The 26,824-nt window shown below is 49.0% G+C and carries 23 protein-coding genes; 22 read left to right on the top strand and 1 reads right to left on the bottom strand.

The genetic code is table 11. The features are described from left to right. Positions 1-124 precede the first annotated feature (124 nt). The 16 genes from glpD to rpoC all read left to right on the top strand — a co-directional run bounded on the left by glpD (position 125) and on the right by rpoC (position 21,463). Positions 125-1,708 (top strand): glycerol-3-phosphate dehydrogenase, encoded by a 1,584-nt coding sequence (glpD, locus tag IE094_RS11930; protein WP_189641049.1) that lies wholly within the window; start codon positions 125-127, stop codon positions 1,706-1,708. A gap of 18 nt (positions 1,709-1,726) precedes the next feature. After that, positions 1,727-2,815, top strand: a complete 1,089-nt coding sequence (locus IE094_RS11925; protein ID WP_189640934.1) for an ABC transporter ATP-binding protein — start codon at positions 1,727-1,729, stop codon at positions 2,813-2,815. 9 nt (positions 2,816-2,824) lie between these two features. Then, the gene (locus IE094_RS11920) at positions 2,825-3,904 is read left to right on the top strand and encodes an ABC transporter ATP-binding protein (protein WP_189640933.1); all 1,080 of its coding nucleotides are present in this window, start codon (positions 2,825-2,827) and stop codon (positions 3,902-3,904) included. After that, a complete protein-coding gene (locus tag IE094_RS11915) occupies positions 3,904-4,776 on the top strand; it encodes a carbohydrate ABC transporter permease (protein WP_189640932.1) in 873 nt (290 codons plus the stop codon). Before IE094_RS11920 ends, IE094_RS11915 begins: the two co-directional genes overlap by 1 nt. Positions 4,777-4,778: 2 nt before the next feature. Beyond that, complete coding sequence (locus IE094_RS11910; protein ID WP_189640931.1) at positions 4,779-5,603, top strand: carbohydrate ABC transporter permease; 825 nt, start codon at positions 4,779-4,781, stop codon at positions 5,601-5,603. A 15-nt stretch (positions 5,604-5,618) separates the two neighbouring features. Continuing rightward, complete coding sequence (locus tag IE094_RS11905) at positions 5,619-5,891, top strand: DUF2160 domain-containing protein (protein WP_189640930.1); 273 nt, start codon at positions 5,619-5,621, stop codon at positions 5,889-5,891. A 68-nt stretch (positions 5,892-5,959) separates the two neighbouring features. After that, positions 5,960-7,681: an ABC transporter substrate-binding protein gene (locus tag IE094_RS11900; protein ID WP_189640929.1), complete on the top strand. Its 1,722-nt coding sequence runs from the start codon at positions 5,960-5,962 to the stop codon at positions 7,679-7,681. Positions 7,682-7,823: 142 nt separating this feature from the next. Beyond that, entirely contained in the window at positions 7,824-9,311 is a 1,488-nt protein-coding gene (glpK, locus tag IE094_RS11895) for a glycerol kinase GlpK (RefSeq protein ID WP_189640928.1), read from the top strand. Between the two features lie 100 nt (positions 9,312-9,411). Continuing rightward, a complete protein-coding gene (gene secE / locus IE094_RS11890; RefSeq protein WP_099592134.1) occupies positions 9,412-9,609 on the top strand; it encodes a preprotein translocase subunit SecE in 198 nt (65 codons plus the stop codon). A gap of 161 nt (positions 9,610-9,770) precedes the next feature. Next, positions 9,771-10,304, top strand: a complete 534-nt coding sequence (nusG, locus tag IE094_RS11885) for a transcription termination/antitermination protein NusG (RefSeq protein ID WP_189640927.1) — start codon at positions 9,771-9,773, stop codon at positions 10,302-10,304. A gap of 105 nt (positions 10,305-10,409) precedes the next feature. Beyond that, positions 10,410-10,835, top strand: a complete 426-nt coding sequence (rplK, locus tag IE094_RS11880) for a 50S ribosomal protein L11 (RefSeq protein ID WP_189640926.1) — start codon at positions 10,410-10,412, stop codon at positions 10,833-10,835. Continuing rightward, complete coding sequence (gene rplA / locus IE094_RS11875) at positions 10,835-11,533, top strand: 50S ribosomal protein L1 (protein WP_189640925.1); 699 nt, start codon at positions 10,835-10,837, stop codon at positions 11,531-11,533. The genes rplK and rplA overlap by 1 nt, the downstream gene beginning before the upstream one ends. A 252-nt stretch (positions 11,534-11,785) precedes the next feature. Beyond that, positions 11,786-12,298, top strand: coding sequence for a 50S ribosomal protein L10 (gene rplJ, locus IE094_RS11870; protein WP_189641048.1), 513 nt, complete (start codon positions 11,786-11,788; stop codon positions 12,296-12,298). Between the two features lie 78 nt (positions 12,299-12,376). Further along, positions 12,377-12,757 (top strand): 50S ribosomal protein L7/L12, encoded by a 381-nt coding sequence (rplL, locus tag IE094_RS11865; RefSeq protein WP_099592128.1) that lies wholly within the window; start codon positions 12,377-12,379, stop codon positions 12,755-12,757. A 232-nt stretch (positions 12,758-12,989) separates the two neighbouring features. Beyond that, entirely contained in the window at positions 12,990-17,126 is a 4,137-nt protein-coding gene (rpoB, locus tag IE094_RS11860) for a DNA-directed RNA polymerase subunit beta (protein ID WP_189640924.1), read from the top strand. Positions 17,127-17,173: 47 nt separating this feature from the next. Next, positions 17,174-21,463, top strand: a complete 4,290-nt coding sequence (gene rpoC, locus IE094_RS11855) for a DNA-directed RNA polymerase subunit beta' (RefSeq protein ID WP_189640923.1) — start codon at positions 17,174-17,176, stop codon at positions 21,461-21,463. 75 nt (positions 21,464-21,538) lie between these two features. Here rpoC and IE094_RS11850 read toward each other — a convergent pair whose 3' ends face one another. Then, on the bottom strand, positions 21,539-22,303 hold the full coding sequence (locus IE094_RS11850) for a metallophosphoesterase (RefSeq protein WP_189640922.1): 765 nt from the start codon (positions 22,301-22,303) through the stop codon (positions 21,539-21,541). Between the two features lie 109 nt (positions 22,304-22,412). Here IE094_RS11850 and IE094_RS11845 point away from each other — a divergent pair, with 109 nt between their 5' ends. The 6 genes from IE094_RS11845 to IE094_RS11820 form a co-directional block, all read left to right on the top strand. Next, a complete protein-coding gene (locus IE094_RS11845) occupies positions 22,413-23,372 on the top strand; it encodes a hypothetical protein (protein ID WP_189640921.1) in 960 nt (319 codons plus the stop codon). A gap of 100 nt (positions 23,373-23,472) precedes the next feature. After that, positions 23,473-23,721, top strand: a complete 249-nt coding sequence (locus IE094_RS11840; protein WP_189641059.1) for a hypothetical protein — start codon at positions 23,473-23,475, stop codon at positions 23,719-23,721. Then, entirely contained in the window at positions 23,648-24,019 is a 372-nt protein-coding gene (gene rpsL, locus IE094_RS11835) for a 30S ribosomal protein S12 (RefSeq protein WP_099592123.1), read from the top strand. The genes IE094_RS11840 and rpsL overlap by 74 nt, the downstream gene beginning before the upstream one ends. A gap of 12 nt (positions 24,020-24,031) precedes the next feature. Beyond that, complete coding sequence (gene rpsG, locus IE094_RS11830; RefSeq protein WP_099592122.1) at positions 24,032-24,502, top strand: 30S ribosomal protein S7; 471 nt, start codon at positions 24,032-24,034, stop codon at positions 24,500-24,502. A gap of 21 nt (positions 24,503-24,523) precedes the next feature. Beyond that, positions 24,524-26,641, top strand: coding sequence for an elongation factor G (gene fusA / locus IE094_RS11825; RefSeq protein WP_189640920.1), 2,118 nt, complete (start codon positions 24,524-24,526; stop codon positions 26,639-26,641). Positions 26,642-26,697: 56 nt separating this feature from the next. Continuing rightward, on the top strand, positions 26,698-26,824 hold a 127-nt coding region (locus tag IE094_RS11820), incomplete at its 3' end, for a GTP-binding protein (protein ID WP_229802302.1).

The raw sequence follows: 26,824 nt of genomic DNA, 5'->3' as shown, positions 1-26,824 counted from the left end.
GTCAAGTTCACAAACGAACATAAACGAACATTTCACGTTGACAAAGGAACATTGCAGGTGTTTCATCAACGCTCATCACCACACTTGGGAGGTATGGGTGACAGATTCGCTGCAAAATCGTGAAATGACTGATGTGTTCATCATTGGTGGGGGCATCAATGGCTGTGGCATCGCGCGTGATGCGGCGGGCCGTGGGTTATCTGTGACGCTTGCCGAAATGAATGATTTGGCCTCGGCCACGTCATCGGCATCGACAAAATTGTTTCACGGTGGGCTGCGATATCTTGAATATTTTGAGGTCCGCTTGGTGCGCGAAGCGTTAAAAGAACGCGAAACATTGCTGCGCGCCATGCCCCATATTAGCTGGCCCAAGCGGTTCGTGTTGCCCTATCACAAGGATATGCGATTTGAAGGCGAAACGCCGATTTCGCGTATGCTTAGCGTTATCATGCCATGGATGAAGGGCCGCCGCCCCGCATGGCTTATCCGATTTGGTTTGTTTTTATATGACAATCTTGGTGGGCGAAAAATTTTGCCTGGGACAAACACCGTTGATTTGAAAACAGATGTTGTCGGGCAGGCGCTGCAAAAACGGTTTTCAAAGGCGTATGAATATTCCGATTGCTGGATCGAGGATTCACGTCTTGTCGTGTTAAACGCACGCGATGCACAGGCGCGTGGCGCAAATATCATGACCCGCACCAAGGTCACATCGGCCAAACGCGTTGATGGTTTGTGGCAGGTTGATACCGTCGATCAAAACACAGGCGCGACGCAAACAATTTTTGCGCGCCTCTTGGTGAATGCGGGTGGCCCTTGGGTGAAAAAAGTTCTGCAAGACACAGCACACGTGCAATCAAACGAAGGTGTGCGTCTTGTCCGCGGGAGCCATATCGTCACCCGTAAATTGTTCGATCATGACAAATGCTATTTCTTTCAGGGCGAAGACGGTCGGATCATTTTCGCCATTCCATATGAAAATGATTTCACCTTGATTGGCACAACCGATGCCGATCATACCGATCCAAATGAAAAACCCACCTGCACCGATGCAGAGGCCGATTATTTATGCAAATTTGCATCGCAATATTTCGAAAAACCAGTCACACGCGATGACATTGTTTGGACATATGCAGGTGTGCGCCCATTGTACGATGATGGCGCCACGTCGGCCACGGCGGCCACACGTGATTATGTATTAAAGATTGACGATGCGGATGGGGTTGCGCCAATATTAAATGTATTCGGCGGCAAAATCACGACCTATCGCAAACTGGCGGAACATGCGCTGGAAAAAATCACCCCGTATTTTGAAAATACATCGGACGGGTGGACAGCGGGCGTTGCATTGCCAGGGGGTGATTTCCCCGTCGATGGTGTGGACACGTTGATTGCAAATCTGAAACGTGATTACGATTTTCTGGATGATTTCTGGGCGCGTCGTTTGATCAAAGCATATGGCACAGATGCCGCGCAAATTTTGGGTGATGCGAAATCAGGGGATGATTTGGGTGATGCATTTGGTGCAACACTGACCGCGCGGGAAATCAGCTGGTTGATGGACAAAGAATACGCACAAACCGCAGAGGACGTTGTCTGGCGGCGGTCGCGTTTAGGGCTGCGCATGAGCGCGGATGAAATTTCGAATTTGAATACATGGATGCAAAGTGGCGCGAATGCGAATGGGGATATCACCATCGCAAGCTAACTTTGTTGGGAGGCAAAGATGACTTTGGAATTAAACGGCGTCTCAAAGGTCGTGAATGGGCAAGTGCACATTCACCCCACCGATTTGACATTGCAAAAGGGCACGATGAACGTGCTGCTTGGGCCGACATTATCGGGGAAAACATCCCTGATGCGGCTAATGGCGGGTTTGGATGTGCCAAACACGGGGCGCATCATATGGAATGGTGATGATGTCACGGGTATGCGTGTGCAGGATCGCAAGGTTGCGATGGTGTATCAACAATTCATCAATTACCCATCCATGACAGTTTACGACAATATCGCATCGCCGATGCGCCTGCTTGGCAAAACCGCAGCTGAAATTGACGCAGCAGTGCGCAAGACCGCCGATTTGATGCAATTAACACCAATGCTGGATCGCAAACCGCTTGAATTGTCGGGTGGGCAACAACAACGCTGCGCACTTGCGCGTGCCTTGGTCAAGGATGCGGGGCTTGTCTTGCTGGATGAACCACTGGCGAACCTTGATTACAAGCTTCGCGAAGAATTACGCGCCGAAATCCCCAAGATTTTCGCAGAAGCAGGCAGCATATTCGTTTACGCCACAACAGAACCAGAAGAGGCATTGTTGCTGGGCGGGAACACCGCCACATTATGGGAAGGGCGCGTCACACAATTTGACGAAACCCCATCCGTATATCGCAACCCCATTGACGCCACCACCGCACGTGTGTTTTCCGATCCACCGATGAATTTTTTAACCGTAACCAAAGCGGGCAAAAAGCTGTCGTTTGGTGACGGGCAATCAGCATCGGCAACGGGTGCAATGGCAAAACTGGCCGATGGGCAATACACGGCTGGGTTTCGTCCCAATCATGTGGAATTGAAACGCGGTGCAAAATCTGATCTGGAATTTGATACCAAATTGGTTGTGACCGAAATAACGGGTTCTGAAACATTTGTGCACCTTGATCATCACGGTGATCGTTGGGTTGGATTGATCCACGGGGTGCAGGATTTGAAACTGGGCGCGGCGCTGCCTGTATATTTGAACCCAGCGTATATTTACATGTTTGATGCCAGCGGTGCGCTTGTCGCTCCCGCATCATACGCAGCGGCGGCATAGGGGCGGGAAATGGCAAAAATTACACTGAAAAATTTGGCACATTCATATCTGCCCAACCCAAGCAGCGAAGATGACTATGCGCTGAAAGAATTAAACCACGAATGGGTGGATGGCGAAGCATATGCATTGCTGGGATCATCTGGTTGTGGGAAATCAACGCTGTTGAATATCATTTCTGGCCTGTTGCACCCATCACAAGGGCGCATCTTGTTTAATGATGTGGATGTGACCGATCAACCAACGGCACAGCGCAACATTGCACAGGTATTTCAATTCCCCGTGGTGTACGACACCATGACCGTGCGTGATAATTTGGCATTTCCACTGCGCAATCGCGGTGCGGATGCATCCTATGTTGCGCAGCGTGTGCAACAGATCGGTGAAATGATCGGGATGGAGGCAGAATTGGATCGCAAGGCACGCGGTCTGACCGCTGATGCGAAACAAAAAATCAGCCTTGGCCGTGGCATGGTGCGCGAAGATGTGAACGCGTTGTTGTTTGACGAACCGCTCACCGTGATTGATCCCCATATGAAATGGGAATTGCGCACACAGTTAAAACAGCTTCACCATGATTTTGGTCACACGATGATTTACGTGACGCACGATCAGACAGAGGCCTTGACCTTCGCCGATAAGGTGGTGGTGATGTATGACGGTGGCGTTGTGCAAATGGGCACACCCCAAGAATTGTTTGAAACACCTGAACACACATTCGTGGGTTATTTCATCGGATCACCGGGGATGAATTTTCTGGATGCCGAAATTGCGGGGCGTCATGCCAATATCGCGGGCACGCAAATTGATCTGGGTGCAGGATACGGCGCAATTGATGGCAAAACACAAGTGGGCGTGCGCCCTGAATTCACCCGTTTGGGAACGGGTGACGAAGGCTTGCCCATCAACATCACACGGGTCGAGGACGTCGGGCGCCACAAAATTGTACGCGCCGATTACAAGGGCCAAGAAATCAACATTATCGCCCCCGAAGGCCAAGAAATTGGCGCAGATATGAACCGCGTTGTGTTCGATCCTGCGGGTATCAATATTTACGCCAATGAATGGCGCGTCAAAGGGGAGGCGGCGTAATGGAAAAAACTGTTAATCAAAAGGCATGGTTTTTAATCCTGCCCGTGTTGATCTTGGTGGCGTTTTCTGCCGTGATCCCATTGATGACCGTGGTGAATTATTCCGTGCAGGATACATTCGGCAACAACCAATTTTTCTGGGCAGGTTTGGAATGGTTCGAAGAATTGTTGCATTCCGAACGTCTGCATGATGCGCTGGGCCGTCAAATCATTTTCTCACTGATTATCCTTGCAATCGAAGTCCCGCTTGGCATTTTCATAGCGCTGAATATGCCCAAAAAGGGTTTTTGGGCTTCGTTGTGTTTGGTGTTGATGTCACTGCCATTGTTGATCCCTTGGAATGTGGTTGGCACAATTTGGCAAATCTTTGGGCGCGTTGATATTGGTCTGTTGGGCTATACGCTCGATAAACTTGGCATTGCCTATAACTATACCCAAGATAGCTTTGCTGCGTGGGTGACAGTAATCGTAATGGACGTTTGGCACTGGACATCATTGGTGGCCTTGCTGGCCTATGCGGGTTTGCAATCTATCCCTGATGCCTATTACCAAGCTGCGAAAATAGATCAGGCGAGCCGTTGGAAAGTGTTCCGCTTTATCGAATTGCCAAAAATGCAGGGCGTTTTGATGATCGCGATCTTGCTGCGATTTATGGACAGTTTCATGATCTATACCGAACCGTTTGTTGTAACGGGCGGGGGGCCTGGTAATTCTACCACGTTCTTGTCGATTGATCTGGTGAAAATGGCGCTTGGCCAATTTGATCTGGGGCCAGCGGCTGCATTTTCAATCATGTACTATCTGGTGATCCTGTTGATTTCATACGTGTTCTACACAGTGATGACCAACCTAGATAAACGGGACGGTGTATAATTATGGCACATTCTGGAAACAAACCGCGCGTCAATACCAGCGCCATCGTGATGACACTGTATTTGGTGTTCTTGCTCTTGCCTATTTATTGGCTGTTGAACATGAGCCTGAAAACGAACGAGGAAATCCTCAGCGTGTTTTCAATCTGGCCGCGTAATCTGACGTTTGCTAATTATGCAACCATTTTGACGGATGCATCATGGTATATGGGGTACGTTAATTCATTGATCTATGTGGTGATGAATACGGTGATTTCATTGCTGGTGGCATTGCCCGCCGCCTATGCGTTCAGCCGCTATTCATTCATGGGTGATAAACATCTGTTTTTCTGGCTGTTGACCAATCGCATGGCACCCCCTGCGGTGTTTGCGCTGCCGTTTTTCCAACTGTATTCATCCGTTGGGTTGTTCGATACGCATATCGCCGTGGCCTTGGCGCATTGTTTGTTTAACGTCCCATTGGCCGTGTGGATCCTAGAGGGTTTCATGCGCGGCGTACCCAAAGAAATTGATGAAACAGCCTATATCGACGGTTATTCATTCCCGCGCTTTTTCATCAAGATTTTCACACCATTGATTGCATCTGGCATCGGTGTGGCGGCGTTTTTCTGTTTCATGTTCTCATGGGTGGAATTGCTTTTGTCGCGCACATTGACCAGCGTCGAGGCAAAACCAATTGCCGCGGCAATGACACGCACAGTATCCGCATCTGGTTTGGATTGGGGCGTGCTGGCGGCGGCGGGTGTTTTAACAATCGTGCCGGGTGCTTTGGTTATTTATTTCGTTCGTAACTACATCGCCAAGGGTTTTGCCCTTGGGCGGGTTTAACAGGAGGATTTGCAAATGGCATGGATGGCATGGACAACACCGACTGCAATATTCTTTGTAATCATCGCCTGTATTTTGGTGACCTTCACCGTACTGGCAATCAAATTTCCCGAAACGCCACGGCTTGGCGTTTTGCGGATCGAAACCACGCGTGGTGATCGTTTGTTCATCACGCTGCTTGGCTCTGCCTTTATCAATTTGGCATGGCTTGGACTGGTTGGCGCATCGCAACCCTTTGCGCTTATCGTTTGTCTGATCTACGCAGTGGGGGTTTTCCGCTGGGTCTGATTAGGCGTTTCTTGGGTTGGGTGCCGTGCACCCATCCCGTCATCAAAGTTCTTTTTGGGAGGTACATAATGAACTTTAATCTTAAATCCACAACGGCGCTGGGGCTTGCGGTTAGCATGCTTGCAACGCCAATGTTTGCGGATATGAATGCGGCCAAGTCTTTCTTGGACGCTGAAATCGGCGATCTGTCCGCGCTTAGCCGTGCAGATCAAGAAGCGGAAATGCAATGGATGATTGATGCGGCAAAACCTTTTGCTGGCATGGAAATCAAAGTTGTTTCCGAAACCATCACAACACATGAATATGAATCCAAAGTGTTGGCACCAGCGTTTGAAAAAATCACGGGTATCAAAATCACCCACGATTTGATCGGCGAAGGTGACGTGGTTGAAAAACTGCAAACGCAAATGCAATCAGGCGAAAATATCTATGACGCCTATATCAACGACTCCGATTTGATCGGTACGCACTGGCGTTACCAACAAGCGCGCAATCTGACCGATTGGATGGCGGGTGAAGGTGCGGATGTAACCAGCCCAACACTGGATCTGCAAGATTTCATCGGCCTGTCATTCACAACCGGCCCTGATGATAAACTGTACCAATTGCCAGACCAACAATTCGCGAACCTTTACTGGTTCCGTTACGATTGGTTCAACGACGAACAAAACAAAGCGGATTTCAAAGCGAAATACGGTTATGATTTGGGCGTTCCTGTAAACTGGTCTGCATATGAAGACATCGCTGAATTCTTCACAGGTCGTGATTTGTCACGTCTTGGCGTTGAGGGCGACGTTTACGGCAACATGGATTACGGTAAAAAAGACCCATCATTGGGTTGGCGTTACACCGATGCGTGGCTGTCCATGGCGGGCGCTGGCGACAAGGGTGAGCCGAACGGTTTGCCAGTGGACGAATGGGGTCTTCGTGTAAACGACAAATCCCAAACGGTTGGTTCTTGTGTCGCGCGTGGTGGTGCAACAAACGGCCCAGCAGCGGTTTATGCGATTACAAAATCCATCGAGTGGCTGAAAAAATATTCACCACCCGCAGCAGCTGGTATGACATTTAGCGAAGCAGGCCCAATTCCTGCCCAAGGTAATGTTGCACAGCAAATGTTCTGGTACACTGTGTTTACCGCAGCATCTGTAGAGCCAAGCTTGCCAGTGATGAACGAAGACGGCACGCCAAAATGGCGTATGGCGCCTTCACCACACGGTGCGTATTGGTCTGAAGGTACCAAAATTGGTTACCAAGATGCAGGTTCATGGACGTTGATGAAATCAACACCTGTTGACCGCGCAAAGGCTGCTTGGTTGTATGCGCAATTCGTGACATCCAAAACAGTTGACGTGAAAAAAGCACATGTTGGTCTGACATTCATTCGTGAATCCACAGTTCAGCACGAAAGCTTTACAGAACGTGCGCCAAAACTGGGTGGCTTGGTTGAATTTTACCGCTCACCAGCACGCGTTCAGTGGTCACCAACAGGTACCAATGTTCCAGATTATCCAAAACTGGCACAGTTGTGGTGGCAGAACATTGGTGATGCAATGTCAGGTGCGAAAACACCACAAGAGGCATTGGATTCACTTTGTGCAGAACAAGAACGTGTTCTTGAACGTCTGGAACGCGCAGGCGTTCAAGGTGAACTTGGTCCAAAATTGAATGAACCACGCGATCCTGCCGAATGGCTTGCTGAACCAGGTGCGCCAAAAGCGAAACTGGAAAACGAAGACGAAGAACCAAAAACCGTCAGCTATGACGATTTGGTTGCGTCTTGGAAATAAGATTTGACTGGGGCGTTCGCGCCCCAGTTCCACGTCTCCTCCTGGCTTGACATCACGTCGGTTTTGATCAGATTTGTGTCTTGCCAATCTGCGGCTCTTGTTGATGCAAGGGCCGCATTCTTTTCAATTATAAAGGTACGCCATGACCCATATTCTTGCGATTGATCAGGGAACCACATCCAGCCGCGCGATACTGTTTGATTCCAACATGGAAATCACCGCCTCCGCGCAAGAAGAATTTGAACAACATTTCCCCGATTCCGGTTGGGTTGAACACGACCCCAGCGACCTGTGGTCAACCACGGCTGGCACCTGTCGTAATGTGATTGAACGCGCGGGATTGTCTGAAAAAGACATCACCGCCATTGGCATTACCAATCAACGTGAAACCACCGTTGTTTGGGATCGCAAAACCGGCAAGGCGATTTATAACGCAATTGTCTGGCAGGATCGGCGCACCGCTGATTATTGTCGCGAACTGCGCGACGCTGGACACGAGAATATGGTCACCGAAAAAACGGGCCTGTTGTTGGACCCATATTTTTCGGGCACCAAATTAAAATGGATCTTGGATCATGTTGATGGCGCACGTGACCGCGCAGCAGCGGGTGAATTGCTGTTTGGTACTGTGGATTCATTTCTGATCTGGAAATTAACGGGCGGGCGCGAACATGTGACCGATGCCACGAACGCTGCACGCACATTATTATACGACATTCGCAAGGGCCGTTGGAGCAAAACCATCTGCGATTTGTTGGATATTCCGATGGATATGTTGCCAGTGGTAAAAGACTGCGCCGCTGATTTTGGCATGACCCGCGCCGATCTGTTTGGTCGGGAAATTCCGATTTTGGGTGTGGCGGGCGATCAACAGGCCGCCACCATCGGGCAGGCGTGTTTTGAACCGGGCATGATGAAATCAACCTATGGCACGGGCTGTTTTGCATTGATGAATACGGGGGACACACCTGTTGTGTCGCAAAACCGTCTGCTTGCCACGATCGGATATCAATTGGATGGCAAACCAACCTATGCGCTGGAAGGGTCGATATTTATCGCAGGTGCCGTGGTGCAATGGTTGCGCGATGGTCTGCAAATCATTCGCGATGCGAAAGAAACTCAACCACTGGCGGAATCGGCGGATGATCATCAAACGGTGATTATGGTGCCTGCGTTCACTGGTTTGGGCGCACCCTATTGGAATGCGGAATGTCGCGGTGCGATCTATGGTCTGACCCGTAATTCCGGCCCCGCCGAATTTGCACGTGCAGCGCTTGAAAGTGTCGGATACCAAACCCGCGATTTACTAGAAGCAATGCACGCTGACTGGAAAGGCGAAGTAAACGATAGCACACTTCGCGTTGATGGCGGCATGAGCGCATCAGATTGGGCGATGCAGTTTCTGTCCGACATTATCGGCGCACCCGTTGATCGCCCAAAGGTGTTGGAAACAACGGCATTAGGCGCGGCATGGCTTGCAGGGATGCGCGCTGGCATTTACCCATCCAAGGAAGATTTCGCAAAATCATGGGCGTTGGATCGCAAATTTACCCCCGATATGGATGAAACCACACGCGCGGATAAATACGCAGGCTGGAAACGCGCGATTGATGCGACTTTGGCCGTTTAGCCGTAATTTTTCAGGGGCAGGGTCACATATCTGTGCTGCCCCTTGAATTCCCTCGCAAAGACTCGTAATTAAACGCTTGATCAGATCAAGGAGCCGCCAGATGGCACGCACAAACCCGCTCACCTTTATTGCCCAAGTTCGCGCAGAAGTCGCCAAAGTTGTTTGGCCAACACGTCGCGAAACCACAATCACAACGATCATGGTTTTTATCATGGCGTTTTTTGCGGCAACTTTCTTTTTCATCGTCGATCAAATCGTAAAGTTGGGTTTGAACGGAATTCTTGGGATAGGCGGTTGAATTCAAACGGTTTTGGGTTTAAACGCCTGTAATCCACAGTAGATTAGCGCGCAGCGATTCGGTTTGCGCGCCTTTTTATTGTCGGTCGGCAATCACGTAAGTGACTGTTTAACAATGATTTATGGGGCGGTTTGCCCGTCCTTAAGAAGGCGTCGAGCATTATGGCAAAACGGTGGTATTCGGTAAGTGTACTTTCGAATTACGAAAAGAAAGTAAAAGAAGCGATCGACGAGGCAGTCGAGCAAGAAGGCTTGCAAGACGAAATCGAACAGGTCCTCGTACCAACCGAAGAAGTGGTCGAAGTGCGCCGCGGCAAAAAATACAATGTCGAGCGTCGCTTTATGCCGGGTTACATTTTGGTGCGCATGGAGATGACCGAAAAAGGTTATCACCTGATCAACAACACCAACCGCGTCACGGGTTTTCTGGGTCAGCCAGGTAAACCAAGCCCGATGCGCGATTCAGAAGTAAGTTACATCCTTAACCAAGTTGAGGAAGGCGCGGAAAATCCACGCACTTTGATCGCCTACGAAATCGGCGAACAAGTCAACGTCACCGACGGCCCGTTCGAGGGTTTCGCTGGTACCGTGGAAGAGGTGGACGAAGAAAACGCCCGCTTGAAAGTTTCCGTATCAATCTTTGGTCGGGCAACCCCGGTCGAACTCGAATACACACAGGTTAATAAACAAACCTAGTGTTGTGCATGTGGGAGGAGCGGGTCACGCGTGATCCAAACCGCACCACACCAAATTGATCAGATGGACGCGCGGTCCAAATGATCGGAGCTAAAGGAGGCCATAATGGCTAAAAAAGTTGCTGGCACGATGAAACTGCAGGTTCCTGCAGGTCAAGCCAACCCATCACCACCCGTTGGTCCTGCGCTGGGTCAGCGCGGCATTAACATCATGGAATTCTGTAAAGCGTTCAACGCGAAAACACAGGAATTGGAAGCGGGCGCACCTTGCCCAACAGTTATCACGTATTACGTTGATAAATCTTTCACCATGGACATCAAAACGCCACCTGCGTCTTACTACTTGAAAAAAGCAGCGAAACTGAAATCTGGTGCGAAAACACCAAGCCGCGAAATCGTTGGCACAGTGACTGCGAAACAAGTGAAAGAAATCGCAGAAGCGAAAATGAAAGATTTGAACGCAAACGATATCGACGCTGCGATGAAAATCATCATGGGTTCTGCCCGTTCAATGGGCATCGAGGTGAAGTAATGGCGAAATACGGTAAAAGAACAACCGCAGCACGCGAAGCATTCGCTGGCAAATCTGCAGTTACTGTTGAAGAAGCTGTTGCTTTGATAAAAGGTAACGCAAAAGCAAAATTCGACGAAACAGTTGATATTGCGATGAACTTGGGTGTTGACCCACGTCACGCCGATCAAATGGTTCGCGGTGTAGTATCATTGCCAAACGGCACTGGTAAAACAATGCGCGTTGCGGTTTTTGCACGTGATGCAAAAGCAGAAGAAGCAAAAGCAGCGGGCGCTGACATCGTTGGCGCAGAAGACCTGATGGAAATCGTTCAGGGCGGCAAGATCGAATTCGATCGTTGTATCGCAACACCTGACATGATGGCCGTTGTTGGTCGTCTTGGTAAAGTATTGGGTCCACGTAACCTGATGCCAAACCCACGCGTTGGTACAGTGACAATGGACGTTAAGGCCGCTGTCGAAGCTGCCAAAGGCGGCGAAGTCCAGTTCAAAGTTGAAAAAGCAGGCGTTGTGCACGCAGGTGTTGGTAAAACATCATTTGACGAAGCAAAACTCACTGAAAACGTGAAAGCGTTTATCACTGCTGTTCAAAAAGCAAAACCAGAAGGTGCCAAAGGCGCATACATGAAAAAGATCGCTTTGTCGTCCACAATGGGCCCAAGCGTTACTTTGGATGTTGATGCCTTCCTGAAAGGTTAAAGAATTTTGCTGGCGTGTAAGCGCCAGCAGATATGACGGGGATCGCAAGATTTTCGTCAACTGTCCGAGACGGTGGGTGCTGCTACAAACAGCTTAATCTCCTGCCTGAGATGGGAACCGAACAATTTTCGCCTTTGGGTGATTTTGGGAGGGGACCGGAACGGACCCTAACTGCTGATCTGCCGTGATTATGGCGGGTTAGTGAAACTGAGCCGGGGGGTGAATTTTGCCTCTCAAATTTGGAGAAACACTGTGGATAGAGCCCAAAAAGAAGCGCTGGTCGATGAACTTGGCCAAATCTTCAAGGACTCTGGTGTTGTCGTAGTATCTCACTATGCCGGCATTACAGTTGCAGAAATGCAAGACTTCCGTGCGCGCATGCGCGAAGCGGGTGGTTTTGTACGTGTTGCCAAAAACAAGCTCGCCAAAATCGCTCTTGAAGGCAAGCCATGCGAAAGCATTTCAGGCATGTTGGATGGAATGACAGTCCTATCTTATTCAGAGGACCCAGTTGCCGCGGCGAAAGTCACGGAAGCTTATGCCAAAGATAACGACAAGCTCGTTATCCTTGGGGGTGCAATGGGTGAGAACGCATTGGACGTTGCCGGTGTCAAAGCTGTTGCCGCTATGCCGTCACGCGAGGAGCTTATTGCTTCTATCGTTGGCTGTATCGCTGCTCCTGCTTCGAATATCGCTGGTGCAATTGGCGCGCCTGCTTCTAACATCGCTTCCATCTTGGAAACGATCGAAGAAAAGGCTGCATAAGCATACTGCAAATGTAATTCGGTGTCGTGAAAATGACATCACTGGAAACAGAACTTAAAACTGAACGGAATATATCAAATGGCTGATATTAAAAAACTAGCAGAAGAAATCGTAGGCCTTACGCTTTTGGAAGCACAAGAACTGAAAACACTTCTTAAAGACGAGTACGGCATCGAGCCTGCTGCTGGTGGCGCTGTAATGGTTGCTGGTGCAGCTGGTGGCGACGCTGGTGGTGCTGCAGAAGAAAAAGACGAATTCGACGTAATTCTGAAATCTGCAGGCGACAAGAAAATCAACGTGATCAAAGAAGTGCGTGCGATCACTGGTTTGGGTCTGAAAGAAGCAAAAGACTTGGTTGAAGCTGGCGGCAAAGCTGTCAAAGAAGGCGCAACTAAAGCTGAAGCAGAAGAAATCAAGAAGAAGCTTGAAGAAGCTGGCGCTGAAATCGAACTGAAGTAATTCAGTTGGGCTCATAGCCCGCTTAAATATTTGGCTGGCCTCGCGGTTTCGTGGGGCCAGCCGATCCTGTCTTTCTAGGGGCCTTTGTGCAAGACCTCTTGAAAGACAGGGAAAATTCGGGAGCCATGGGTAGGGAACCTTGGCAAGAATAGGATTTTCCTTGTTCAGTTGGCCTTTGTACGGCGGTGCCCGACGCCCGTGCAAGGTGGACAATAAAGAGGTGAAGACGAGCATGGCTCAGACGCATTCAGGTTTTAAACGAATCCGCAAACATTATGGCAAAATCCGCGAAGTTTTGGATATGCCGAACCTTATTCAGGTACAGAAAAGCTCTTACGATCTGTTCTTGCGCTCTGGTGATCAACCAGAACCAATGACTGGCGAAGGCATCAATGGTGTTTTCCAATCCGTATTTCCAATCAAAGATTTTAACGAAACCTCCGTTTTGGAATTCGTAAAATACGAGCTGGAAAAACCCAAATACGATGTTGAGGAATGTCAGCAGCGCGACATGACTTACTCCGCTCCACTTAAGGTGACATTGCGCCTTATCGTGTTTGATGTGGACGAAGACACAGGCGCGCGTTCTGTCAAAGACATCAAAGAACAAGACGTGTTCATGGGCGATATGCCTTTGATGACACCAAACGGTACGTTCGTTGTGAACGGCACCGAGCGTGTGATCGTATCCCAGATGCACCGTTCACCTGGTGTTTTCTTTGACCACGATCGTGGCAAAACCCACTCTTCTGGTAAATTGTTGTTCGCCAGCCGCATCATTCCCTATCGCGGTTCATGGTTGGATTTCGAATTTGATGCCAAAGACATGGTTTACGCGCGTATCGACCGTCGTCGTAAATTGCCTGTAACAACATTGTTGTATGCACTTGGTCTGGACCAAGAAGGTATCTGCGATGCCTATTACGATTCTGTTGATTACACATACGATGCCAAGAAAAAAGCATGGAAAACCAAGTTTTTCCCAGAGCGCGTTCGTGGCACGAAACCTACTCTTGATATTGTTGATGCAAAAACGGGCGAAGTCATTGCAGAAGCAGGCAAGAAAGTTACACCACGCACAGTGAAAAAACTGATCGACGAAGGTAACGTTACCGACGTGTTGGTTCCATACGAAGGCGTGATCGGGCGTTTCGCGGCCAAAGATATCATCAACGAAGAAACGGGTGAAATCTATGTCGAGGCTGGCGAAGAGCTGACTGTTGAATACGACAAAGAAGACAACATCATCGGCGGTACAGTGCATGCATTGCTGGATGCGGGCGTGAAAACGATCCCAACTTTGGACATCGACAACATCAATGTTGGCCCATACATCCGCACAACGATGGCAGCTGATAAAAACTTGAACCGCGAAACTGCGTTGATGGATATTTATCGTGTGATGCGCCCAGGCGAACCACCGACCGTTGATGCCGCATCTGCGTTGTTTGACAGCCTGTTCTTTGATTCAGAGCGTTATGATCTTTCTGCGGTTGGCCGTGTGAAAATGAACATGCGTCTGCAATTGGATGCAGAAGACACACAACGCACATTGCGCAAAGAAGACATCATTGCCGTGATCAAAGGTCTGGTTGACCTGCGTGATGGCAAAGGCGACGTTGACGACATCGACCACCTTGGTAATCGCCGTGTGCGTTCCGTTGGTGAATTGATGGAAAACCAATATCGTGTTGGCCTGTTGCGTATGGAACGCGCGATCAAAGAACGCATGTCATCTGTCGAAATCGACACGATCATGCCACAAGATTTGATCAATGCAAAACCAGCCGCCGCGGCTGTTCGTGAATTCTTTGGCTCCAGCCAATTGTCACAATTCATGGACCAAACGAACCCATTGTCAGAAGTCACGCACAAGCGTCGCCTGTCTGCGCTTGGGCCAGGTGGTTTGACACGTGAACGTGCGGGCTTTGAGGTTCGCGACGTTCACCCAACACATTATGGTCGTATGTGTCCGATTGAAACGCCAGAGGGTCCAAACATTGGTTTGATCAACTCGCTTGCATCATTCGCACGTGTGAACAAATACGGTTTCATCGAAACACCATACCGCCGCGTTGACGATGGTAAGGTAACGGATGATGTGCAATACATGTCCGCCACCGAAGAAATGCGTTTCACGGTTGCGCAGGCAAACGCGCAATTGGATGCGAATGGTAAATTCACCAACGATCTCGTGTCTACGCGCGAAGCTGGCGAATACGCATTGAACCCACCAGAGCGTATTGATTACATTGACGTGAGCCCAAAACAGCTTGTGTCTGTTGCGGCGTCTCTGATCCCGTTCTTGGAAAACGACGACGCCAACCGTGCGTTGATGGGTTCCAACATGCAACGCCAAGCCGTGCCTTTGTTGAAAGCGGACGCACCGTTTGTTGGTACTGGTATTGAACAAGTTGTTGCTCGCGATTCAGGTGCGGCAATCACGGCGCGCCGTGGTGGTATCATCGACCAGGTTGACGCGATGCGTATCGTTGTGCGTGTTACGGATGCAATGGAAGCAGGCGATCCAGGTGTGGATATTTACCGTCTGCGTAAATTCCAACGTTCAAACCAAAACACATGTATCAACCAACGCCCATTGGTAAAGGTTGGCGATCGTGTAACCGCTGGTGAAGTTGTGGCCGATGGCCCATCAACAGATATCGGTGAATTGGCGCTTGGTAAAAACGTGCTCGTCGCGTTTATGCCTTGGAACGGTTACAACTACGAAGACTCGATCCTGATCTCGGAACGTATCGTAAAAGACGACGTATTCACATCTGTCCATATCGAAGAATTCGAAGTGGCCGCACGTGATACGAAGCTTGGCCCAGAGGAAATCACACGTGATATTCCAAATGTCGGCGAAGAAGCGTTACGTAACTTGGACGAAGCAGGTATCGTTTACATCGGTGCAGAGGTTGGACCAGCGGATATCTTGGTTGGTAAAATCACACCAAAAGGCGAAAGCCCAATGACACCAGAAGAAAAACTTCTGCGTGCCATCTTTGGTGAAAAAGCATCTGATGTGCGTGACACATCATTGCGTGTGCCACCGGGTGATTACGGCACAATCGTAGAAGTACGTGTGTTTAACCGCCACGGCATCGACAAAGACGAACGTGCGTTGCAAATTGAACGTGAAGAGGTTGAACGCCTTGCACGTGACCGCGACGACGAGGTCGATATTCTTGATCGTAACATCTATGCCCGTCTCAAAGACATGCTGATCGGCAAAAAGGCTGTGAAAGGCCCCAAAGGCATCAAATCTGGTTCAACCATTGATGATGAATTGCTGGAAAGCTTAAGCCACGGTTTGTGGTGGCAGTTGGCACTGGAGGACGACAAAGACGCATCCGAAATGGAAGCCTTGAACAAACAATACGAAATCCAAAAGAAATCTTTGGAAGCACGTTTTGAAGACAAGGTTGAAAAAGTACGTCGCGGCGATGATCTTCCGCCCGGTGTGATGAAAATGGTCAAAGTTTTCATCGCGGTGAAACGCAAATTGCAACCTGGTGATAAAATGGCTGGTCGTCACGGCAACAAAGGTGTGATTTCACGCGTTGTTCCCGAAGAAGACATGCCGTTCTTGGCTGATGGTACACCTGTTGATTTCTGTCTGAACCCATTGGGCGTTCCATCACGTATGAACGTTGGTCAGATTTTGGAAACTCACATGGGCTGGGCCGCACGCGGTTTGGGTAAATCCATCGATGAATCGTTGAAAGAATATCGTCGTTCAGGTGATATGACACCTGTTCAAGAAGCGATGAAAATCGCCTATGGCGATGATCTGTATGACGAAGTTATCAAGGACATGACCCAAGACGAATTGCTGGAAGCAGCGGGTAACGTCACTAACGGTGTGCCAATCGCAACACCAGTATTTGACGGTGCAAAAGAGGCTGATGTGAACGATGCACTGACACGTGCAGGGTTCGAAACATCTGGTCAATCCGTACTGTTTGATGGCCGCACGGGCGAACAATTCGCACGTAAGGTTACAGTTGGTGTGAAATACTTGCTGAAACTGCATCACCTTGTGGACGACAAAATCCACGCGCGTTCAACGGGGCCATACAGCCTTGTCACACAGCAACCGCTGGGTGGTAAAGCACAGTTCGGCGGACAGCGTTTCGGTGAGATGGAAGTTTGGGCGCTGGAAGCATATGGCGCAGCTTACACATTGCAGGAAATGTTGACTGTCAAATCTGATGACGTCGCTGGCCGTACCAAAGTGTACGAAAGCATCGTCAAAGGCGAAGACAACTTCGAAGCTGGTATTCCAGAATCGTTTAACGTGCTTGTCAAAGAAATCCGCTCACTGGGCCTTAACGTCCAGTTGCTGGATGCGGAGAGCGAGTAGGCGTTCGCGCCTGCTCCTTCAACTGAACTCGAGATTAGGATCTAAAAATGAACCAAGAAATCACGAACAACCCGTTCAACCCCGTCCAGCCGCCCAAGACTTTTGATGAAATTCAAATTTCTTTGGCGTCTCCTGAACGGATTCTATCATGGTCTTTCGGCGAAATCAAAAAGCCTGAAACCATTAACTATCGTACATTCAAACCAGAACGCGATGGCCTGTTCTGTGCGCGTATCTTTGGCCCGATCAAAGATTACGAATGTCTTTGCGGCAAATATAAACGCATGAAATACCGCGGCGTTGTCTGCGAAAAATGTGGTGTTGAAGTTACGCTTCAAAAAGTACGTCGTGAACGTATGGGCCACATTGATCTGGCGGCACCTGTTGCACATATCTGGTTCCTGAAATCATTGCCGTCCCGCATCGGTTTGATGCTGGATATGACGTTGCGTGAACTGGAACGTGTGTTGTATTTCGAACAATACGTTGTCATCGAACCAGGTTTGACCGACCTTAACTATGGTCAAATGCTGAACGAAGACGAATTCATGGAAGCCCAAGATCAATACGGCGAAGATGCGTTTAACGCAGGTATCGGTGCCGAAGCGATCCGCGAAATGTTGTCAAACATCGATTTGGAAGCAGAAGCAGAACAGCTTCGCGAAGAATTGGCCGAAGCAACAGGCGAATTGAAACCGAAAAAGATCATCAAACGTCTGAAGGTTGTTGAAGCATTCATCGAATCTGGCAACCGTCCAGAATGGATGATCATGACCGTTTTGCCAGTGATCCCACCAGAATTGCGCCCATTGGTGCCATTGGATGGCGGTCGTTTTGCAACGTCTGATTTGAACGATCTGTATCGTCGTGTGATCAACCGTAACAACCGTTTGAAACGTCTGATCGAATTGCGCGCACCTGATATTATCGTACGTAACGAAAAACGTATGTTGCAGGAATCTGTGGATGCGTTGTTTGACAACGGTCGTCGTGGTCGTGTGATTACAGGTGCGAACAAACGCGCGCTGAAATCATTGTCAGACATGTTGAAGGGTAAACAGGGTCGTTTCCGTCAAAACCTTTTGGGTAAACGCGTTGATTTCTCTGGTCGTTCGGTCATTGTGACTGGCCCAGAATTGAAATTGCACCAATGTGGTTTGCCCAAGAAAATGGCGCTAGAGCTGTTTAAACCATTCATCTATTCACGTCTTGAGGCAAAAGGCATGTCCTCGACCGTGAAACAGGCAAAAAAGATCGTTGAAAAAGAACGCCCAGAAGTTTGGGATATCTTGGACGAAGTGATCCGCGAACACCCTGTGATGCTGAACCGTGCGCCAACATTGCACCGTTTGGGTATCCAAGCGTTCGAACCTGTGTTGATTGAGGGCAAAGCCATCCAATTGCACCCGCTTGTATGTTCTGCGTTTAACGCTGACTTTGACGGTGACCAAATGGCGGTACACGTTCCATTGAGCCTAGAGGCACAATTGGAAGCACGTGTATTGATGATGTCCACAAACAACGTTTTGTCCCCTGCCAATGGTAAGCCGATTATCGTTCCTTCACAGGATATGATTTTGGGTATTTATTACCTGTCCCTTGCCCGCGAAGGCATGAAGGGCGAAGGCATGGTATTTTCCAATCCACAGGAAATGGAACATGCGCTGGACAACGGTTTGGTTCACCTTCACTCGAACATCACTTGCCGTGTGCAACAGGTGGATGAAGAGGGTAACTTGATCTGGACACGTGTTGAAACAACACCGGGTCGTGTGAAACTGGGTACGTTGTTGCCGTTGAATAACAAAGCGCCGTTTGACTTGGTCAACCGTTTGCTGCGTAAAAAAGAAGTCGGCGAAGTGATCGACACGGTTTATCGTTACTGTGGTCAAAAAGAATCTGTGATCTTCTGTGATCAGATCATGACCTTGGGTTTCCGTGAAGCGTTCAAAGCAGGCATTTCATTTGGTAAGGATGACATGGTTATCCCAGACACCAAATGGGAACTGGTGAACGAAACTCGTGATTACGTAAAAGGTTTCGAACAACAGTATATGGACGGTCTGATTACACAGGGCGAAAAATACAACAAAGTTGTCGATGCTTGGTCAAAAGCCAACGAAAAAGTCACCGATGCGATGATGGATAGCATTTCAGCATCTAAACGCGACGAGAATGGCGCAGAAATGGAACCGAACTCAGTTTACATGATGGCTCACTCTGGTGCGCGTGGTTCTGTGACACAGATGAAACAGCTGGGCGGTATGCGCGGTTTGATGGCGAAACCAAATGGTGACATCATCGAAACGCCGATTATCTCTAACTTTAAAGAGGGTCTATCGGTTCTAGAGTACTTTAACTCTACCCACGGTGCACGTAAGGGTCTGTCAGATACGGCGTTGAAAACGGCGAACTCTGGTTACCTGACACGTCGTCTGGTTGACGTTGCACAAGACTGTATCGTGCGTCAGCATGATTGTGGCACAGAGCGTTCAATCACGGCCCAAGCGGCGGTGAATGATGGCGAAGTTGTTGCAAGCTTGTCCGAACGTATCCTTGGTCGTGTTATGGCCGAAGACATTCTTCACCCAGCAACGGGTGATGTTTTGGCCAAACGTGGCGAATTGCTGGACGAACGTGCAGCAGACGCGATCGAAGAAGCTGGCGTTGTTTCATTGCAAATGCGCAGCCCGCTTACATGTGAAGCAGATGATGGTATCTGTGCACAATGTTACGGTCGCGATTTGGCACGTGGTACACAGGTGAACCCAGGCGAAGCGGTTGGTATTATTGCCGCCCAATCAATTGGTGAACCAGGTACACAGTTGACCATGCGTACATTCCACATTGGTGGTGTTGCACAAGGTGGCCAACAATCGTTCCAAGACAGCAGCCAAGCAGGTAAGGTTGAAATCCGCAATCCAAACATTCTGATGAATCGCGACAAAGAACAAATCGTGATGGGTCGGAACACGGAATTGGTGATTGTTGATGCGAACGGCCAAGATGTTGCATCACATAAAATGCCATATGGTACCAAATTGTTGGTCAAAGACGGTGCATCTGTTGCACGCGGCGACAAACTATTTGAATGGGATCCATATACATTGCCAATCATCGCGGAAAAACCGGGTGTTGCGCGTTTCGTTGACCTGATCTCTGGTATTTCGATCCGTGACGTAACCGATGACGCGACAGGCATTAGCCAGAAAATCGTATCCGATTGGCGTTCCGCGCCAAAAGGTTCCGATCTGAAACCTGAAATTCTGATCAATGATCCGAAAACAGGTGAAAGCGTTCTGTTGGATAACGGTAACCCTGAAAAACACGCAATGTCTGTTGACGCGATTTTGTCCATCGAAGATGGCCAAGAAGTGTTGGCGGGTGATGTATTGGCGCGTATCCCACGCGAAGGTACAAAAACCAAAGACATTACGGGTGGTTTGCCACGTGTTGCTGAACTGTTCGAAGCACGTCGTCCGAAAGATCACGCGATCATCGCCGAAATTGATGGCCACGTGACATTCGGGAAAGACTTCAAAAACAAACGCCGTATTGAAATTCACCCAACAGAAGAGGGTGAAGAGGTACGCCAGTACATGGTGCCAAAAGGCAAGCACATCCCTGTACAAGAAGGCGACCTTATTCTTAAGGGCGAATATATCATGGACGGCAACCCAGCGCCCCATGACATCCTGAATATTATGGGTGTCGAAGCACTGGCCGATTACATGATCGACGAAGTCCAAGACGTGTATCGTCTGCAAGGTGTTAAAATCAACGACAAGCACATCGAAGTTATCGTGCGCCAAATGCTGCAAAAGTGGGAAATCACTGAAAGCGGTGGCACAACGTTGCTGAAAGGTGAACAAGTTGACAAAGCCGAGTTTGACGAAGTGAACGAAAAGGCGATGGCCAAGAAATTGGAACCAGCCAAAGGTGGCCCAATCTTGTTGGGTATCACCAAAGCGTCACTGCAAACACGTTCGTTCATCTCTGCGGCGTCCTTCCAAGAAACCACACGGGTTCTGACAGAAGCGGCGACAAAAGGTAAGAAAGACAAACTGATCGGTCTAAAAGAGAACGTGATTGTGGGTCGTCTTATCCCTGCGGGTACGGGTGGTGCAACGCATGCAATCAAACGCGTTGCAGCAGAACGCGACGCGGCTGTACTTGATGTGAAACGCAAAGAAGCTGAAAAAGCTGCGGCATTGATGGCCCCATCTGATGATGGTGCCGATGTGAATGCGGTTTTTGAGGATAGCGGCGACGTTATGGGCGAAGATCTGGGCGTGTCACTGGGTTCAGGTGGCGACGGCACAGAGCAACCAGAATAAGGTTCGCACTTTAAAATGAATAAGCCCCGTCAATATGGCGGGGCTTTTTTTTATGCGCTATCTTTTGTGATTGGGTTAGGCGGCTGGTTCAATTAATTCAGGGCGCGGGATCAATTCAACGCGCCCTGTCGCTGTCAGATTTGAAAACACGCCATTATCAATCACAAGCGCGGACAGGGTTTTACCCCATGCCGCACCCGTATCGATATTGATGCGATTACCGTAATGTGTCACCTCGTCAATCACGGTGTGCCCATGAATGATCAATTTTTCAAACGGTTCGGTTTGATCCAAAAACCCAGGTCGGATCCACAATAAATCATCCTCAACTTGATCATGTAATGGGCGTTTGTTGTTCACCCCTGCATGGACGAAAAAATAATCATCGGTTTCGTAGTACAAGCGCTGTGATTTCAAAAATTCATAATGGCTGGCGGGAACATGTTTCTTGGCCAGCTCAAAAACCGCATCCAAATGATCGTTGGGATTTTCGGGCAAATTAATGCCATAGGATTCCAACGTTTCCGCCCCACCCATGCGCGGATGCATCCAGAAATAATCGGATCGCAGGCGGGTATCAATGCGATGTGGGTCTTCCATAAACCATTGCAAATACCGATCATGATTACCCTTGAGCACGACCCAAGGTTTGCCTGCGTTTTGGCCGTTCATGATATGATCGATCACGCCTTTGCTGTCTTCGCGCCGATCAATCAGATCACCGATAAAAACAACAGTATGATCCGCGCCGCTGGCATCCATTTCGATGCGTTTTAAAATACCGATCAATTGCGTTAGATCGCCGTGAATGTCGCCGATGGCGTAGATAAGATTATTCATAAAATTTACCTAGCAAGCGATTGGGGTAAAAACAAGTTTCGCTGGGCTGGTCAAAACAACTTCCTGGGTTTACTCTCTTGCCAAATTTAAAGAGTGTAAGAGGCAAAGCTTGGCGTTAATTTACCGAAGTTTTTTATTGGGGTTAACGGGATTCCCGTTTGTTGCGATCGTTCGCTTTTTCTATGAAATTGTCTGGGGTATTGGCACGGCGATTATTTCGGCTGTGGTAATCGTGTTGGCCATGGCGGTTCCCCCGCTTGGCTTGATCTTGATCGTGCCGTTTTCGGTTTACATGTGTGCCATTATGATTGGCGCATTGCGCCCGATATTAACAATGGCACGATACCCGTCTGAATTTGGCTTTGGCCTGATGATGCAACAAATCATGCCAATGGTTTTGTTGCGCTTGGCGGGGTATTTATTGTTGATCTTGCTGGTCGCAGGGGGATTGGTGATCGGCTTTGGCTTGGATTTTATCATCGGTGTTTTTGAACGATTGAACGCAGAGACAGCGACCACGCCAGAAGATGAACAATTTTATATTATCGCATTTGCGGCGTTTTATCTGGGCATGTATCTGGTCGAGTCGATCTTGGCTGTGCCCACGGCGGCATCGGCCTATGCATCGGGCGAAGAGGGCGCGTATATCCCCAGCATCTTTGGGCTTGGTTATCGTTGGCCGATGATATTTGTTCTGTTCGTTGTTTGGGAACTGGCGATTTTTGCGCTGCTTGGTGTGACGATATCCGCATTTAGCGGGGGGATAAGTGGTGAAAGTTTACGCGTGTTTTTCGCATCCTATTTCAATTATAACCCCGCCTATAACCCCGAAGGTGTTGTCCCATCCAATATTTCGCCCGTGGCGTTTTTTGGGTGTTTTATCGTGTATTATTATCTGCGCATTTCATTTTGGGCGGGCACATGTGGCGCTGCGTTTCGCGAAAAAATGCTGATTGATGGGAATGTGGCGGCACAAACGCGCCCCGATCCAATTGCAGTGGCACAAAAACAAGAAGAACGGATCACCGATATTCGTGCTCTGCGCCAACAGCGGATGAACAAGGATTGATGACGTAACGCGCACCAATTTTGCAAGGGTGCGAACACGCGCCACCTGTTGACACCTGATGCGACTCCCCTTATACGCCGCCTATCTGTAGGTGGAAATCTTGGTTTTTGCCTTACATACAAGCCACAATATGGCGGTCATGATCCAGATTTTTAATCTTGATCCTCTGGTTTTAAATCGTAACGCCTTGTTAACCATGGGGCGGAGCGGTTCGGGTGCATGGACAGAGTCTATGTGCCTATCTGAGTTTGAAACGGTAACAACGGGGAATCCCAATGCCAACGATACAACAGCTGATCCGCAAGCCGCGCCAGCCAAAAGTCAAACGCTCAAAGTCACAGCACCTTGAGTCATGCCCGCAAAAACGCGGCGTATGTACACGTGTATATACAACAACACCAAAGAAACCGAACTCTGCGATGCGTAAAGTTGCGAAAGTTCGCTTAACAAACGGTTTCGAAGTGATTTCGTATATCCCAGGTGAGAGCCACAACCTACAAGAACACTCTGTTGTTCTGATCCGTGGGGGTCGTGTAAAAGACCTTCCGGGTGTCCGTTATCACATCCTGCGCGGTGTGTTGGATACCCAAGGTGTGAAAGATCGTAAACAGCGTCGTTCGAAATACGGCGCGAAGAAACCGAAATAAGGGTAGTATATTATGTCACGACGCCACAGTGCTGAAAAACGCCAAGTCCTGCCTGACGCCAAATTTGGTGATACGGTTTTGACAAAATTCATGAACAACTTGATGTTGGACGGTAAAAAATCCGTCGCCGAGCGTATCGTTTACGGTGCCTTGGATCGCGTAGAAGAAAAGCTGAAACGCGCCCCAATCGAAGTGTTCCAAGAAGCGCTTGAAAACATCAAACCAGCTGTCGAGGTTCGTTCTCGTCGTGTTGGTGGTGCAACATATCAGGTGCCAGTTGAAGTGCGCACAGAACGCCGCGAAGCATTGGCCATTCGTTGGTTGATCAAAGCGTCTCGCACACGCAACGAAAACACAATGGAAGAACGTCTTGCTGGTGAATTGATGGATGCCATCAACAACCGCGGTTCCGCCGTTAAGAAACGTGAAGACACTCACAAAATGGCCGATGCGAACAAAGCATTCAGCCATTATCGCTGGTAATCTAGGAAAAGGCTCGGTCAAATGGCACGCGAATATCCTCTCGAACTGTACCGTAACTTTGGTATCATGGCTCACATTGATGCTGGTAAAACTACGTGTTCAGAGCGCATCCTGTACTACACAGGTAAATCACATAATATCGGTGAGGTGCACGATGGTGCGGCCACTATGGACTGGATGGAGCAAGAGCAGGAACGTGGTATTACTATTACGTCTGCTGCGACAACTACTTTCTGGGAACGCACAGAAGACGGCTCAACAGCGGATACGCCAAAGCACCGTTTGAACATCATCGACACACCTGGTCACGTTGACTTCACAATCGAAGTTGAACGTTCATTGGCTGTTCTCGATGGTGCTGTTTGTGTGTTGGATGCCAACGCTGGTGTTGAGCCACAAACAGAAACAGTATGGCGCCAAGCTGACCGTTACAAAGTTCCACGGATGGTTTTCGTGAACAAAATGGACAAAATCGGCGCTGACTTTTTCAACTGTGTAAACATGATCGAAGACCGCACAGGTGCAGTTGCTGTTCCTGTTGCTTTCCCAATCGGTGCTGAAACCGAATTGGAAGGCTTGGTTGATCTTGTAACCATGGAAGAATGGCTGTGGCAGGGTGAAGACCTTGGTGCATCTTGGATCAAAGCCCCAATTCGCGACAGCTTGAAAGACCAAGCTGACGAATGGCGCAACAAGTTGATCGAAAACGCCGTTGAAATGGACGACGACGCGATGGAAGCGTACCTAGAAGGTAACGAACCAGACGTGCCAACATTGCGCAAATTGATCCGTAAGGGTTGTTTGTCTATGACGTTCGTTCCTGTTTTGGGCGGTTCTGCGTTCAAAAACAAAGGTGTTCAGCCATTGTTGAACGCGGTTATCGATTACTTGCCATCACCACTCGATGTTGTTGACTACATGGGCTTTAAACCCGGCGACGAAGACGAGGTGCGTAACATTGCACGTCGTGCAGATGACGCAATGGCATTCTCTGGTCTTGCGTTTAAAATCATGAACGACCCGTTTGTTGGTTCATTGACGTTCACACGTATTTATTCTGGTGTTTTGAAAAAGGGCGACAGCCTTTTGAACTCTACCAAAGGTAAAAAAGAGCGTGTTGGTCGTATGATGATGATGCACTCGAATAACCGTGAAGAAATCGAAGAAGCATTTGCAGGCGACATCATCGCGTTGGCGGGTCTGAAAGACACAACAACAGGTGATACAATCTGTGCGCAAAACGACCCAGTTGTTTTGGAAACAATGACATTCCCAGATCCTGTGATCGAGATTGCTGTTGAACCAAAAACAAAAGCTGACCAAGAGAAAATGTCTCAAGGTCTTGGCCGTTTGGCTGCCGAAGATCCATCTTTCCGCGTGGAAACTGACCTTGAATCTGGTCAGACCATCATGAAAGGCATGGGCGAGTTGCACTTGGATATTTTGGTTGATCGCCTGAAGCGTGAATTCAAAGTAGAAGCAAACATCGGTGCGCCACAGGTTGCATATCGTGAAACAATTTCACACGAAGCCGAAATTACCTATACCCACAAGAAACAATCTGGTGGTTCAGGTCAGTACGCCGAAGTGAAAATGAACATCATCCCGACAGAGCCTGGCGAAGGGTTCTCATTCGAATCCAAAATCGTTGGTGGTGCTATTCCAAAAGAATACATCCCTGGCGTTCAAAAAGGTATCGAATCTGTGATGGACAGCGGCCCATTGGCTGGCTTCCCTGTGATCGACTTCAAAGTTGAATTGATCGACGGTAAGTTCCACGATGTTGACTCAAGTGTTATGGCATTTGAAATCGCAGGTCGTATGGGTATGCGCGAAGGCATGAAAAAAGCTGGTGCGAAAATGCTCGAGCCAATCATGAAAGTCGAAGTGATCACACCTGAAGAATACACAGGTGGTATCATTGGCGATTTGACATCGCGTCGCGGTATGGTCCAAGGCCAAGATACACGCGGTAACGCAATTGCAATCGACGCACGTGTGCCATTGGCAAACATGTTCGGTTACATCAACACGTTGCGCTCTATGTCATCTGGGCGTGCGAACTTCACCATGCAGTTCAGCCATTACGAGGCTGTTCCAAGCAACATTTCCGAAGAAATCCAGGCGAAATTCGCCTGATCTGAAACTAAACAGGTCAGGCATCGCCGACCGACTTAAACTGGAGGCCTAGAATAATGGCAAAAGAAAAGTTTGAACGTTCGAAACCGCATTGCAACATCGGCACAATTGGCCACGTTGACCACGGTAAGACAACATTGACCGCAGCGATCACCAAGCAATTTGGTGACTTCAAAGCGTATG

It is taken from the genome of Paramylibacter ulvae (assembly GCF_014652655.1).
GTDB lineage: Bacteria > Pseudomonadota > Alphaproteobacteria > Rhodobacterales > Rhodobacteraceae > Amylibacter > Amylibacter ulvae.
Note: the sequence above shows the minus strand (reverse complement) of the source record. Positions and strands in the feature narration are given on the sequence as shown.

Coding starts and splice junctions, on each gene's coding strand:
- glpD (WP_189641049.1), top strand. CDS start 125: ATGACTGATGTGTTCATCATTGGTGGGGGCATCAATGGCTGTGGCATC.
- IE094_RS11925 (WP_189640934.1), top strand. CDS start 1,727: ATGACTTTGGAATTAAACGGCGTCTCAAAGGTCGTGAATGGGCAAGTG.
- IE094_RS11920 (WP_189640933.1), top strand. CDS start 2,825: ATGGCAAAAATTACACTGAAAAATTTGGCACATTCATATCTGCCCAAC.
- IE094_RS11915 (WP_189640932.1), top strand. CDS start 3,904: ATGGAAAAAACTGTTAATCAAAAGGCATGGTTTTTAATCCTGCCCGTG.
- IE094_RS11910 (WP_189640931.1), top strand. CDS start 4,779: ATGGCACATTCTGGAAACAAACCGCGCGTCAATACCAGCGCCATCGTG.
- IE094_RS11905 (WP_189640930.1), top strand. CDS start 5,619: ATGGCATGGATGGCATGGACAACACCGACTGCAATATTCTTTGTAATC.
- IE094_RS11900 (WP_189640929.1), top strand. CDS start 5,960: ATGAACTTTAATCTTAAATCCACAACGGCGCTGGGGCTTGCGGTTAGC.
- glpK (WP_189640928.1), top strand. CDS start 7,824: ATGACCCATATTCTTGCGATTGATCAGGGAACCACATCCAGCCGCGCG.
- secE (WP_099592134.1), top strand. CDS start 9,412: ATGGCACGCACAAACCCGCTCACCTTTATTGCCCAAGTTCGCGCAGAA.
- nusG (WP_189640927.1), top strand. CDS start 9,771: ATGGCAAAACGGTGGTATTCGGTAAGTGTACTTTCGAATTACGAAAAG.
- rplK (WP_189640926.1), top strand. CDS start 10,410: ATGGCTAAAAAAGTTGCTGGCACGATGAAACTGCAGGTTCCTGCAGGT.
- rplA (WP_189640925.1), top strand. CDS start 10,835: ATGGCGAAATACGGTAAAAGAACAACCGCAGCACGCGAAGCATTCGCT.
- rplL (WP_099592128.1), top strand. CDS start 12,377: ATGGCTGATATTAAAAAACTAGCAGAAGAAATCGTAGGCCTTACGCTT.
- rpoB (WP_189640924.1), top strand. CDS start 12,990: ATGGCTCAGACGCATTCAGGTTTTAAACGAATCCGCAAACATTATGGC.
- rpoC (WP_189640923.1), top strand. CDS start 17,174: ATGAACCAAGAAATCACGAACAACCCGTTCAACCCCGTCCAGCCGCCC.
- IE094_RS11850 (WP_189640922.1), bottom strand. CDS start 22,303: ATGAATAATCTTATCTACGCCATCGGCGACATTCACGGCGATCTAACG.
- rpsL (WP_099592123.1), top strand. CDS start 23,648: ATGCCAACGATACAACAGCTGATCCGCAAGCCGCGCCAGCCAAAAGTC.
- rpsG (WP_099592122.1), top strand. CDS start 24,032: ATGTCACGACGCCACAGTGCTGAAAAACGCCAAGTCCTGCCTGACGCC.
- fusA (WP_189640920.1), top strand. CDS start 24,524: ATGGCACGCGAATATCCTCTCGAACTGTACCGTAACTTTGGTATCATG.